The organism is Solitalea longa (assembly GCF_002920915.1).
GTDB classification, from domain to species: Bacteria; Bacteroidota; Bacteroidia; order Sphingobacteriales; family Sphingobacteriaceae; genus Solitalea; species Solitalea longa.
The window spans coordinates 30,215-42,615 of record NZ_PQVF01000003.1; the positions used below are offsets into that span (position 1 = coordinate 30,215).

At 38.6% G+C, this 12,401-nt stretch carries 12 protein-coding genes; all 12 read right to left on the reverse strand.

Going from position 1 to position 12,401, the window contains the following annotated elements:
* Positions 1–72: 72 nt before the first annotated feature.
* The 12 genes from C3K47_RS04470 to C3K47_RS04525 all read right to left on the reverse strand — a co-directional run bounded on the left by C3K47_RS04470 (position 73) and on the right by C3K47_RS04525 (position 12,190).
* On the reverse strand, positions 73–3,258 hold the full coding sequence (locus C3K47_RS04470; RefSeq protein WP_103787924.1) for an efflux RND transporter permease subunit: 3,186 nt from the start codon (positions 3,256–3,258) through the stop codon (positions 73–75).
* A gap of 82 nt (positions 3,259–3,340) precedes the next feature.
* On the reverse strand, positions 3,341–4,402 hold the full coding sequence (locus C3K47_RS04475; protein WP_103787925.1) for an efflux RND transporter periplasmic adaptor subunit: 1,062 nt from the start codon (positions 4,400–4,402) through the stop codon (positions 3,341–3,343).
* 7 nt (positions 4,403–4,409) lie between these two features.
* Positions 4,410–5,765 carry a TolC family protein gene (locus tag C3K47_RS04480; RefSeq protein ID WP_103787926.1) on the reverse strand — a complete coding sequence of 452 codons (1,356 nt, stop codon included), beginning with the start codon at positions 5,763–5,765 and terminating at the stop codon, positions 4,410–4,412.
* Positions 5,766–5,771: 6 nt separating this feature from the next.
* The gene (locus tag C3K47_RS04485; protein WP_103787927.1) at positions 5,772–6,374 is read right to left on the reverse strand and encodes a TetR/AcrR family transcriptional regulator; all 603 of its coding nucleotides are present in this window, start codon (positions 6,372–6,374) and stop codon (positions 5,772–5,774) included.
* A 2-nt stretch (positions 6,375–6,376) separates the two neighbouring features.
* Positions 6,377–7,003 (reverse strand): TetR/AcrR family transcriptional regulator, encoded by a 627-nt coding sequence (locus C3K47_RS04490; protein ID WP_103787928.1) that lies wholly within the window; start codon positions 7,001–7,003, stop codon positions 6,377–6,379.
* Positions 7,004–7,354: 351 nt separating this feature from the next.
* Positions 7,355–7,957: a TetR/AcrR family transcriptional regulator gene (locus C3K47_RS04495; RefSeq protein WP_103787929.1), complete on the reverse strand. Its 603-nt coding sequence runs from the start codon at positions 7,955–7,957 to the stop codon at positions 7,355–7,357.
* A gap of 158 nt (positions 7,958–8,115) precedes the next feature.
* The gene (locus tag C3K47_RS04500; protein ID WP_103787930.1) at positions 8,116–9,237 is read right to left on the reverse strand and encodes a threonine synthase; all 1,122 of its coding nucleotides are present in this window, start codon (positions 9,235–9,237) and stop codon (positions 8,116–8,118) included.
* 54 nt (positions 9,238–9,291) lie between these two features.
* Positions 9,292–9,936: an alpha/beta hydrolase gene (locus C3K47_RS04505; protein WP_103787931.1), complete on the reverse strand. Its 645-nt coding sequence runs from the start codon at positions 9,934–9,936 to the stop codon at positions 9,292–9,294.
* Positions 9,936–10,301 carry a RidA family protein gene (locus C3K47_RS04510; protein WP_103787932.1) on the reverse strand — a complete coding sequence of 122 codons (366 nt, stop codon included), beginning with the start codon at positions 10,299–10,301 and terminating at the stop codon, positions 9,936–9,938. The genes C3K47_RS04505 and C3K47_RS04510 overlap by 1 nt, the downstream gene beginning before the upstream one ends.
* A 26-nt stretch (positions 10,302–10,327) precedes the next feature.
* Positions 10,328–10,789, reverse strand: coding sequence for a pantetheine-phosphate adenylyltransferase (gene coaD / locus C3K47_RS04515; RefSeq protein ID WP_103787933.1), 462 nt, complete (start codon positions 10,787–10,789; stop codon positions 10,328–10,330).
* 19 nt (positions 10,790–10,808) lie between these two features.
* Complete coding sequence (locus C3K47_RS04520; protein WP_103787934.1) at positions 10,809–11,360, reverse strand: RsmD family RNA methyltransferase; 552 nt, start codon at positions 11,358–11,360, stop codon at positions 10,809–10,811.
* Positions 11,351–12,190 carry a DUF3822 family protein gene (locus C3K47_RS04525; protein WP_103787935.1) on the reverse strand — a complete coding sequence of 280 codons (840 nt, stop codon included), beginning with the start codon at positions 12,188–12,190 and terminating at the stop codon, positions 11,351–11,353. Before C3K47_RS04525 ends, C3K47_RS04520 begins: the two co-directional genes overlap by 10 nt.
* Between the last annotated feature and the right edge of the window lie 211 nt (positions 12,191–12,401).

The following is a 12,401-nucleotide window of genomic DNA, read 5'->3' on the forward strand; positions in this document are numbered from 1 at the left end:
TCTGATTACTCATAAAAAAGCCCCTCCTGAAATCAGGAGAGGCTAAACTAACCACTTAAACTAAAGAAACCTTTAATGAACCACTAGATCATCCTCATATGTATGCTTATGCGGATGTTTAGTACTCTCATCTTCATATAACTGTTCAATGATATGATTATTGCCTTTGTTGAAACCAAATTTGGTCAGGAACATGTCAATAATTTTATAAACCACCGGAACCACAATTAGTGTTAAGAACATCGAACTGATCAGCCCCCCGATAATTACCCAGGCTAAACCATTTTTAATGGCTGCTGTACCGCCTGTTGCCAGCGCTAAAGGAAGCATACCAATTACCATGGCGATGGTAGTCATCAGAATAGGACGTAAACGAGCGTTGTTCGCATCAATAAGTGCTTCGTTGGTTGATTTACCTTCCGCTTTAGCTTGATTAGCAAAGTCGACGATAAGGATGGCGTTTTTGGCCACCAAACCAATTAGCATGATGATACCCATAATAGAGAAAATGTTCAGCGTGTTGTTGGTCAATGCAAGTGCCAATAAAGCACCGATCAAGGCCAACGGAATGGAGAACATAACCACAAACGGATAAACATAACTGTCGTATAAGGCCACCATGATCAGGTAAACCATCACAATTGAAATTAATAAGGCAATTCCTAAAGTGCTGAATGAGTCGCCCTGATTTTCAGCATCACCACCCATAATAAAGCTTACACCGGTTGGCTTAGGCATTTTATCAAGTTTTGCTTTTAACTCGCTGATAATAGTTCCTGACGGACGACCAACAACCTGACCCTGAACCGACACCGAAGTGCTCTTATCCCGACGCTCTAAACGGCTTGGGCCTGATGCTTCTGTGATAGAGGCAAACTGCGATAGTTTAACCAATTGTTGCTGCTTGTTTACGAAAGTAATATTCGCTACGTCTTCAATGCTCTTACGGTTGAAATCATCAAAGCGAACATTGATATCGTATTCATATTCACCCTGACTAAATTTAGCATCTGTATTTCCGCTGAAGGCCATTTGCATGGTACCTCCAACAGCATCCATCGATAATCCTAAGGATGCCATTTTATCACGGTCAACCTGAACATTGATTTCCGGATTACCTTCTTCAACCGAAAGCTTAACATCTTTAGAACCTTTGAGGTTTTTTAGTTCGGCCATTGCTGTTTTTGCAAAAGCCATCGCACTGTCTAAATCAGCACCCATAACGATCACATCAATAGGAGCGCGGTTAGCAGTACCTAAAATACTCACAGGAGTGGTTTTCACTTTTACACCCTGAAGATTTGATAACAGTTCGTTTTTTAGTTTGGCCGCATAAATGTCAGATGGATCTTTACGTTCTTTGGCATCAATCAGCATCACGGTGATCTCCGATTTATACGCTGTAGACTGTGATGCACCAAAACCGTCTTCACTGCTTTGACCTACTGTTGTAATCATTGACATTACTTCTTTTTTAGAAGCAATAAACTGTTCAGCTTGTGCAGTAACTTTGTTCATTTGCTCAACCGAGGCATCTTTTGGCAATTCTAACTGAACAATAAACTGTCCACGATCGCCCTGAGCGATAAACTCACCACCAATAAATCCTTTAGTTAACAGCATAAACGAACCGATCAATAAGGCTACCGCCACCGCAATGGTTCTGCGTTTATGAGCTAAAGCCCATTCCAAAATACCGGTTATCCAAGCGGTGAATTTATCTAATTGCGCTTCAAACCATAAAATAAAACGGCCAAATGCTGTTTTCCTGGTTAGATGCTCCAGTTTACCAAAGCGTGATGATAATAAAGGAACAATTGTAAATGAGGTGAACAAACTCAACATGGTTGCGATCATTACCACCACACAGAACTCGCGCAGGATCTTTGACACCAGCTCATTGGTTAATGAGATTGGTAAGAACACTACCACAATAACCAACGTAATGGATGTAACCGTAAAACCGATTTCTTTTACACCTTCGAAAGCTGCCTTAACCCGGTTTTTGCCCATTTCCATGTGGCGATATATATTCTCCAATACCACGATCGCATCATCAACAAGGATACCCACCACCAATGAAAGACCCATTAATGACATTAGGTTTAAAGAGAAACCCATCATTTTCATTCCAATGAATGTGGCAATCAATGATGCAGGGATTGATACCATTACGATCAGCGCATTACGAATGCTATGCAAGAACAGTAACATTACAGCAGCTACCAATACAATCGCCAGGATTAAGTCGTGAATAACTGAATCAGCTGCTTCCAGTGTAAAGTCAGAAGTATCGTTAGCTATTTTGATCTTCAGGTTTTCCTTAGCGTAATCTTTTTCAATTTGAGCGATTGCCTTTTTTATGCCTTTACTAACGTTTACGGCATTGGCATCCGTTTGCTTTTGAATTTGAATGGCAATGGCACCTTGGCGGTCAACCCGAGCCAGTTTATCGGCATCTTTTTGAGCATCCTGAACATCAGCGATATCGCTTAAACGGATCTGTGCTCCATCCGGTGCATTATAAACCACCATGTTGCGCAACTGATCTACGGTTTTAAATTTACCGGCTAAACGGATCAGTACCTGGTTATCGGTGTTTTTGATCTTACCGGTTGGAAAATCAAGGTTAGCACCTTTGATAGCCTGCGTAACCTGCATAATTGAAAGGTTATAGGCTTTTAACCGGTCGGCATTAATGCTTACCTGAATTTCGCGAGGTTGACCACCAATAAGGTTCGCCTGCGCAACCCCTTGAATACGTGATAAAGCTGGTTGAATACGTTTGTCGATCAGGTCATATAGCTGGGCTCCATCCATTTTGGCGGTAGCCGCTAAGGTCATGATCGGTAAATCTTCCAACGAAAACTTATTCAATGCCGGTGTTTTAGCATCATCAGGAAGTTTTGATAAGATCGCATTTATCTTACGTTGGGCTTCCTGCAAGCCAATGTCGGCGTTTGCATTGCTGGTTAATTCAACGGTAACAATTGATACACCTTCCACCGAACGAGAGGTGATCTTTTTAATATTTTCCATGGATGCCACCGCATCTTCAATTTTCTTCGTCACCGTATTTTCCACCTCGTTAGGAGAAGCTCCAGGATACACGGTAGAAATGGTTAAAGTAGGCGAGGAGAACTTAGGTAACAATTCGTAGTTCAACGAAAAGTAGCTAAGCAGACCCATAAGGGTGAGGACGGTAAAAATTACCACCACCAAGGTTGGCCTTTTAATCGATACTTCTGTAATTTTCATCTATGTTTATGAAAGAATGATTGAATGAGAGATTGATTGAATAGGGGCGTGAAACACCCACTATTTTTGCAATCCTCTTATTTTATTTCTGAACCTCTACCTTGCTTCCATCGTTAAGGTTGATCTGGCCGCTGGTAATTACAGTTTCTCCTTCGTTAAGGCCGCTTTCAACTACCACTTTTTCGGCCATGATTTGACCCGCAACTACTTTGCGTAATTTGGCAACCCCGTTTTCTTCAACATATACCTGATTGCTGTTTACACCACCCACAAAAGCGTTACGAGAAATAAGAATGCCTGGAGTAGACTGAAGTCCATCGAAATTAGCTGTACCATACATACCCGCTTTAATTTGCTGATCTTTTAAATTGGTTACTTCAATTTCAACAGGGTAGTTCAATGTGTTGTCGCCTTTGGCCGCGATAAAAGTGATTTTGCCACCATACACAGCTCCAGGGAACACTTTACAGTCAACAGTTACTTTGCCGTTTAATTTTAAGTTTACCACTTGAGCCTCAGGTACGGTAACATTCAGTTTTAAGGTTGATACATCAACAATGTCGAATAATTTAGTGCCCGGAGACAGGTAAGAACCTAACTCTACATATTTTTTATTGATGATACCTGAGATAGGCGCTTTAATCTGCGTGTCGGTCATTTTACGACGAGCGGTAACCATTCGGCTTTCTGCTTGTCTGATTTGGAAGTTGATATCGTCAACTTGTTTTTGAGTAACACCGCCGGTTTGTAAAGCACTTTCAAAACGCTCACGATCTTTTCTCAATTGATCTAAAGTGGTTTGAGCTGCCTGAACATCAGCGTTTAAAATTTCAGCATCAATGCGTGCTATTACTTGTCCTTTGCTTACAAAACTGCCTTCGTCAACTAATAATGAAGTAATACGACCAGAGTTTTCAGAAACAAATGAAAGCTCATGAACAGGGGCAAAAGTACCATTGGCAACGAAATTGCGAGCAAATGTGGCTTTTATCACCTTTTCAGCCTGAACCGGAATGATTGCAGCACCTTGCTGTACAATGGCTGTTTTTTCTTCGTTCAGTTTTTTATTTGTATTTAATTTCCAGCTGATCAATGCAAATGCAGCAATGACAACAGCTCCGTAGATGAAATATTTCTTGTTCATTATAGTCTTAGTTTAAAAGTGTTCTTAAATTTCCGTTTGATTTAATAAGTTCGATCTCAGCTATTTTGTAGTTCAATAAAGCCTGAGAGTAATTGTTTTGGGCTTCAGTTAACGAAACCTCAGCAGCCAGCAGGTCGGTTAAATCAGCCAAACCCAGGTTGTAATTATTTTGGCTCGATTTATACACCTCTTCAGCTAAAGCCACATTTTCTTTTTGAGAAGCAATGGTATTCAGGCTGTTTTTAAGCTGAATTTTTGAATTCTCGTAAGCCATGTTTAGCGACAGTTTGGTGTATTCTTTCGATTTATCGAGTTGTTTAATGCTTACATTCGTTTGATTTACTCTAGAACGACGGGCAAATCCATCAAAAATTGGAATACGAACTCTTAGGCCTACAGATGACATATCGTACCATGTGGCTGATCCTCCTGATTTATACAAATCGAATTCATTGCTTAAACCATTGTATGAATAGTTGGCAAACAGGGAAACCGTTGGATAATACTCCGAAATATTAGCCTTGCGCTGTAGTTGCAACAGCTCACCTTGTTTATCCAATAATTTAAACTCAGTACGGTTGTTAATATTAAACTGATCAAGGGCCAAAGTAGCAGCCGACTGCCTTTCAATGGCTTTTAAATCAAGTTTTGGTAATGCAATTGTTTGCTCAATAGGCATTCCCATAGCATATTTCAGCTGATTGGTTTGTAAAGTAATGGTATTGGTAAGTTCTATTCGTTGTGTATTCAGGTTGGTCAGATTTACCTTAATGCGATCGAGGTCAACCTTTTTTGCCAAACCGTTTTGGTATTGTGAAGTAGTAGTCTTTACCAATTGTTCTACTCGTTTAATATTTGCATCAATAACATCTATTTTTTGCTGAGCCACCAAAACAGTATAGTAAAGTTTAGAAACGCCTTGCAGCACTTCTTCTTCGCTCATAGCGGTACTCAGCTGATAATATTGCTCACTTTTTTTTGCCGCTTTTAAACCTGTAAATACCTGTTGGTTAAATAATTGTTGGTTCAATTCAACGCCTGCACTGGCATTGTAAGTAGTACCTGCTTCAACAGCCATTACCGATCCCGGTCTGCCTACAAGTTCGCCAGGTAACACCATTTGTTGTTTGAGCACATTGTCGGTAAAGTTTGCATTTGCATTAATTTGCGGAAGTGCCTGTGCCCTTATTTCGTCCGTTTTATAACGTCCGCTTTCTTCATTCAATTTCGTTGAAGCCAGCCTTTGATTATTGGCTAATGCGTACTTTAAACAGTCTTTAAGGCTCAGTTCATTGTTTTGCGCTTCAGCCTTAAAGCCTAAAATGCTTAATGAAAGCAGTAAAATGCCGGTTATTCTTTTCATTATTTATTATGCTTCTTTGATATAGTGTTCAATTAATTCTCTTCCTTCCAAGGTGGCAATACCAAGCATGAAATGTTCTGTATGGGCGAGTGCTACCTCTCTTAATTTTTTTTGCTGAAGAACGCTGTTTTCCGGGTTGAACAATGCATCGATTTCAAGTAACCTCAGCTCTGTCATGATCTCAAGATTAATATCCTCTCTGAACCAGCCTTCTTTAATACCACGTTCGATATTATCGCGTATGGTGTTCTTAAGGATATAGTTTTTGAAGAATGTAGCCTCTTTCCAGCATTCCGGATGGTATTTCTTTATATCGTAAGTGAAACTTGGATTGATGGCAAGAGCCAATTGTTCGATATATTTTAATGCGATGTAATTCTCCTCTACTGCATCATGGGCTTCAATTTTACATTTGTCTAAAGCGATTTGATAGTTCAGCAAAATCTGATTCATCAACAGATTTACTATTGACGATTTATCTTTGTATTGCTCATAAATGGTACGTTTAGAAACACCTGCCTTTGCCGAAATTTCGTCCATGCTAATGCTTTTTACTCCGTAAGCCGTAAAAAGCTTTTCTGCTGTTTGTATAATTTTGTCTTTTACCATGTTTAGTGCTTGGTTGGAGTTTTATGTGCTTTAACAAAAAGTTCGGTCATTAAACGTGTTTTATGGTTGATCTCCTTTAAAAGGTCTTCGTCAATTATCGGAGTGCAGGCTCCCGGAGTTACATAGCTGAACCTAATTCCTTTCATCAAATCGATATACAAATCCGCCTGTTCCTCAGTGTTGGTGATTGATAATTCTCCGGTTTTATTGGCTTTCTCCAATAGTGTAGCAACAAATGCTTTCTCTCGTTTTATTGCTCTTGCCGCTACTTCATCAAGCGAATTTTTATTGCCTTCCAAAAAGTTTCTGTTCAAGCCCATGTTGAAAAAAAACTTCATGAAAAAATCGTGACGAACTGCGATAAGGTTGTAGAGTGCTTTTTCAACCGTTTTGGAATGATTGGCCTCACATTCAATTTCAAGGAAATAGTTATTCAGGATTTTTTCCAGAACGGCATTCAATAAACTCGCTTTATCGGGGAAATAGTAATAGATCAATGCCTTTGAAAGGCGTAAATCATCAGCTATTTCATTCATGGTTGTTTTAGAAGGGCCGAAGTGGGCAAAGCGTTTTAACGCCGCGTCTACAATCAGCTCTTGCTTGTCATCCTGTATTTCAATTTGACTCATTTACTTTCTGACTTTTTGAAATTAATAGTCAAATATACAGTTAGGAAACTTTCATTTCCAAAAATGTTTCCATTTGTAACGAAGTATTTACTTACTGACTATTTAGGTTGAAAAGTCAAGGTGGTGTTAGATTTTGGATTGAAGATTTTAGGATGATTTTAGATGTTAGAGTGGAGATTTTAGAAGTACAAAGTGAGAAGTACAAAGGGAGGTTAGATTTTGGATTGTGAATTTAGGAAGAAGTACAAAGTACAAATGGAAGTTAGATTTCGGATTTTAGGAGCTGCTTTAATCTAAAATCGTAATTCTAAAATTCTACTTCTAAACTTGTACTTTTAACTTCGTACTTCACTAGGCTTTTAATCCTCTGATGATCAAGTCGGAAAGGAGTTGTTGTTTTTCGAGAATGGTGTTAAACAGTTCGTCATCGGGTTGAGGCGAATTATTATATTCAAGTACTACGAAACGGATTCCTAGTAAGGCATCAAAGATGAGGGCTTCGGTTTTCTCCGGGTCATCAATCTTAAACTCACCTGATTGGATTCCCTGAGCTAAAATATTTGTTAAAAACGATTTTTCCTTGGCTCTGATGGTTGAAAATGAGTTTTGTTTTTGAGCAAAACTCTCCTTGTTGAAACTCTTATTAAACTCCAAAAGGATGTAGTATTTTTTGATGAACTCGTGCCGTTTCCGTAAATAAATACTCAACGCCTCGGCACTGGAAGCTGATTGGTCAATTTCTTTCTTAATCTCAATGGCATGCACTTCAAACAACTGATTAATAACCGTGGAGTACAGCGCATTTTTATCCGGAAAATAATAATATAACAACGCTTTCGACATCGAGAGATCATCGGCAATTTCATTCATCGTTGTTTTTGACAACCCATAATGAGCAAAACGTTTTAAGGCAATTTCAATTATACGATCTCTTTTCTTGTCCTGGTTTTCCATTAAAGCTTTTGTGTGTGTTTTTCAGGCTCGAAGATAAGTTTTAGAGATTCAAGAGACAAGAGCCAAGAGATAAGAATCAGGATACAAAAACCAAGAACTATGAGTATAGAATGGAGTTGCTGATATCGCATTTAGTCTTATATCATGGTTCTTATATCTTAACTCTCTTTAAGAATCTTCAATATTTTATCGGTTGATTTAAGTCCATGCCCGGTAAATAACGAAACTACCAATTCTGCTGGCTGCTCAGTGAGGTATTTTCTGAGTCCTGCAATTGTGGCGGCAGAAGTTGGTTCAATATAATAACCCATTTTGCCGCAATACAGTAATGAATCCTTTATTTCTTCTTCTGTTACTGAATAGAATTTCCCTTTAGTCTCCAGCACCATTTTTAATAATTGATTGCCTCTTACCGGGGTAGCAATAGCAATTCCTTCGGCTAAAGTTTGTTTTGTTGGTACTTCATTGTAAGTATTCAAACTTTTATTAAATGCTTGCGAAAGGGGAGAGCAGGCCTCTGCTTGAACCGCTATAATTTTTGGAAGTTTATCAATAATTCCAGCTTTTAGTAAATCATTGAAGCCAATATAGCAGCCAATTAAAAGGGTGCCATTTCCTGCCGGAACTACAACCGCATCAGGAGCCGTCCAGCCTAGTTGTTCGCAAACTTCGTAAGCAAAGGTTTTGGTTCCCTGGTAAAAGAATGGGTTATAGCAATGACTGGCATAAAAAGTGGATCCAGCGGCTTTTAAGGCGGCTGCAGCGGTGTCTTCCCTGCTACCGGGTACGCGTTCAATTTCGGTTCCATACATACGCATTTGAGCTATTTTGGCTTCAGCGGTATCGGCCGGAAGATAAATTCGACAATTAATATTTGCCTTAGCAGCATAAGCAGCTATAGCACATCCGGCATTGCCAGAGGAATCCTGAATTACTTTTTTGATACCTAGTTCTTTGACGAAGCTCATTAAGACGGTAGCACCCCGGTCTTTGTAGGAGCCTGTGCTGAAAAGTTGCTCTTGTTTAATGAAAGCTTGTTTACCGTCAAAATCAATGGGTATTAGAGGAGTGAATCCTTCTTCAAAACTGACAATTGAATTTTCGTTGGTAATGGGTAAAGCTTCCAGGTAACGCCATAAATTCGGTTTTCGATCCTTAATTTTTTCCAAATCAAACTTTGCTTCAAACTCCAGATCCAATAAATGGCCATCATTGCTACGCCAACGCGGAATGTTAACAGGATATTTTTTGCCGGTTACAGAACAGATAAATTGAAGCATGGAATAAAGTTAGATTTTAGAATTACGAATTACGAATTACGAATTTTTGTTTTATCAATTAATTATAGTTGTTAAGATAGAAGAGACCTCAACAGCGCGATTATAAACCATAAAATGACCGCCATTTTTAATTGTAAACTCGGCGGTAATCAATTTGTAAGGCAAAATTAAATCACTTGTTCCATGAATATGGATGATATCTTTTGATGGATTTTCATGCCGCCAGGTCAATACTTTATCAATGGCCCAATGCATAAAATTAGTACTTGTATCGTTTAAAATATCTTTGAACAGTTGTTGCTCCTCCAATGATTGTAGACCAAATAATTTAAATGAAAACCAATTAGCTGATTTAAGTAATGGGCTAAGGATGAGTTTGTGTAATTTGAGTTTACCTGCAAACCTAAAATACCAAGGGAACTCAATTGTTGATTTTACACTTGAAATAATGATAGCTTTTTGGGGTGAGACAACTTTTAATAATTCGGATAAGATAATTCCACCGAAAGACAAGCCAATCAAACAAAATGCCTTTGAAGTATCGATTTGTAAACTTAAACGCTTTACATAATCAGTAATTGGCTCTTTTGGGTAGGGCTCTATCCAGGTAATATGATGTATTTGGAAATTGGTTGGTAGTGATAATTTATCAAATACCCGTTTGTCTGCGCCTAAGCCGCTTATAAAATAAACGTTCATTAAATCGCTGCAATAGCCTCAATTTCTACCTTATAACCATAATGAAGTGCCGGAACCGGCACAATGCTGCGGGCTGGTTTATTATTTGGTCCGAAGAATTCGGCATAGGCGGCATTTACCGCGGGCCAATCATTTACATCAGCAATATAAACGGTAGTTTTTACAATCTTTTCTATCGAACTTCCTCCCGCTTCAGCAATGGCTATAACTCGTTGTAAAGCAATTTTCACCTGTTCTTCTAACGAAGTTTCGGCAGGAAAGCCGGTTGGTAATTGTCCGGATATAAAAATAAATTGATGAGCAGCCATTCCCTGGTTGTAATGTCCGGCAGGACTGGGTACTTCGGTAGAAAAAACTGGAGTCATAAGATAGCTGGTTTTATATGGGTATTTTATAAGAACCTCATTGCTTCTTGAGGCACAAAAGGACTAACGTCGCCATTGTTTTTCAAAATATCACGCACAATGGTTGAACTAATGGCCGAATATTCAGGCTTGCTTAAAATGAATATGGTTTCTATTTCGGGTTTCATGGCTGCATTAATTTGTGCAATAGCACGCTCATACTCAAAGTCGGCAACCGAACGTATGCCTCTGATCATGTATTGTGCACCTAATTTTTCGCAGAAATCAACGGTTAAACCTTCATAGGTTTTAATTTCGATTTTAGGATCATAATTAAAAACGGCATGTACAAGTTCCTGACGTTTTTCGGGGGATAAAAATGAAGGTTTCGAACTGTTTAAACCTATGCCAATAACCACCTTGTCGAACAAAGGCATGGCGCGTTTAACAATGTCCAGATGTGCAATGGTAATCGGGTCAAACGAGCCTGGAAATAAAGCTATTTTCATGATATTCTTCGAAGATTATTTATTCTTTAATCGGTTCTGTAACCTCAAAAAAACTAAAAGTTGATTGCCCGTATTTTCTTGCCCATGAAAAATTAGGCTGATTTTCTAAGTTTACCTGCGAAGCGTGCTCAATTACCAAAAGTCCATCCGTTTTTAATAGATTTCTTTCAAAGACTTTTTCGGCTATTCGTTCAGGGTTGGGCATATCGTAAGGCGGATCGGCAAAAATCAAATCGTATTGAACATTTTCTAAATCTAAATATTTAAATACATCCGCTTTATAGGTTTTTATAGCTGTAAGTTGATGCTGGGCAGCGGTGCGTTTAATGTATTCAACACAACCGGGGAATTTATCAACTGAAGTGACTGCCGGGCATCCTCTCGAAGCCAATTCAAACGAAATATTTCCGGTGCCGGCAAAAAGATCGAGCGCGCTTATTTCATCAAAATTAAAGCGATTAAAAAGGATATTGAAAAGCGATTCTTTTGAAATATCGGTTGTAGGGCGAACAGGAAGATTTTTGGGAGCCTGCAACCGTATACTCTTTAACTTTCCGCCAATTATGCGCATAATTCAATATTAAGCAATGAATAAAAACGATGTTGCGGAATTTGCGTCATCACTTTGCTGAAAAATAGTTCTTTTGAAAGTTCGCCAAAGCTGATGCGACGAAAATGTTCATGTATCAGTCTATAACTGTCATCGCCCGGCCTGATGGCTCCAAGCATAAATACATGTAAATCTTTAGGATCCAATCCCAACGTATTACAAACGTAAAGCGGGAAATAGATGAACTCTTCAGCCGACCTATACTCAAACCGATTATAAAGCTGCAATTTACCATTGTCGAAAACGGCCATTTGCAAGCAGTTTTTAACTACATGGATGTACAGCAATTGTTTTTCGGTATGACTGCTTTGTCTGATCAATCCCTCAAGGAGTGGAGTCCCTTCAAAAAAGATCAAAGCCCCTTCAAAATATTTATGGATGATTTGCTCAATTTTCTCATTAAGCGTAAAGATCTGCGTGGCATTTAACGATGGAATATCATTGGTCATTACACGCCCTTCTTTTTTGCTGAAGTTTAACGAAACATAATCGTTAAGATTTTTCTGCTCAAAGTATTCATTAGGTATAATGGTATGTTCATCTGAAGGAACGATAATCCTGAGTTTTGCATACGGAAGTTTTAATAACTCATCAGCAGCAATCTCCTTATCATACGTAAAGGGGCTCAGGTTTTCATGGTTCGAAAGCACCACGTAACGCTGTGTCGCAGGGTCATAGATACAATAGTTTAAACCTGTTTCAGTAAACTTTATAGTAAGATGATACTTAGTTGTTTGCTTAATTTTAAACGATTTATCTATTATTTTAAATTGCTGAAGGTTCTGCTGCATATTTTTAGGACAATTCCGACAAAAATACAATTTAAGTACAAAGTAAGAAGTACAAAGTAGGAATTGGAAAGTACAAAGTATGATTTCGGATTTACGATTTTAGAGTGAAAGTGGGAAGTGTGGTATGCGGGGCAATCTAAAATCGTACTTCTACAATCTAACTTTAATTGTACTTCTACCTTCGTAAATTTAAAATCGTACATCCTCCTTC

Excerpts from the sequence above, each read along its gene's own strand:
- C3K47_RS04470 (WP_103787924.1), bottom strand. The coding sequence starts at position 3,258 with ATGAAAATTACAGAAGTATCGATTAAAAGGCCAACCTTGGTGGTGGTA.
- C3K47_RS04475 (WP_103787925.1), bottom strand. The coding sequence starts at position 4,402 with ATGAACAAGAAATATTTCATCTACGGAGCTGTTGTCATTGCTGCATTT.
- C3K47_RS04480 (WP_103787926.1), bottom strand. The coding sequence starts at position 5,765 with ATGAAAAGAATAACCGGCATTTTACTGCTTTCATTAAGCATTTTAGGC.
- C3K47_RS04485 (WP_103787927.1), bottom strand. The coding sequence starts at position 6,374 with ATGGTAAAAGACAAAATTATACAAACAGCAGAAAAGCTTTTTACGGCT.
- C3K47_RS04490 (WP_103787928.1), bottom strand. The coding sequence starts at position 7,003 with ATGAGTCAAATTGAAATACAGGATGACAAGCAAGAGCTGATTGTAGAC.
- C3K47_RS04495 (WP_103787929.1), bottom strand. The coding sequence starts at position 7,957 with ATGGAAAACCAGGACAAGAAAAGAGATCGTATAATTGAAATTGCCTTA.
- C3K47_RS04500 (WP_103787930.1), bottom strand. The coding sequence starts at position 9,237 with ATGCTTCAATTTATCTGTTCTGTAACCGGCAAAAAATATCCTGTTAAC.
- C3K47_RS04505 (WP_103787931.1), bottom strand. The coding sequence starts at position 9,936 with ATGAACGTTTATTTTATAAGCGGCTTAGGCGCAGACAAACGGGTATTT.
- C3K47_RS04510 (WP_103787932.1), bottom strand. The coding sequence starts at position 10,301 with ATGACTCCAGTTTTTTCTACCGAAGTACCCAGTCCTGCCGGACATTAC.
- coaD (WP_103787933.1), bottom strand. The coding sequence starts at position 10,789 with ATGAAAATAGCTTTATTTCCAGGCTCGTTTGACCCGATTACCATTGCA.
- C3K47_RS04520 (WP_103787934.1), bottom strand. The coding sequence starts at position 11,360 with ATGCGCATAATTGGCGGAAAGTTAAAGAGTATACGGTTGCAGGCTCCC.
- C3K47_RS04525 (WP_103787935.1), bottom strand. The coding sequence starts at position 12,190 with ATGCAGCAGAACCTTCAGCAATTTAAAATAATAGATAAATCGTTTAAA.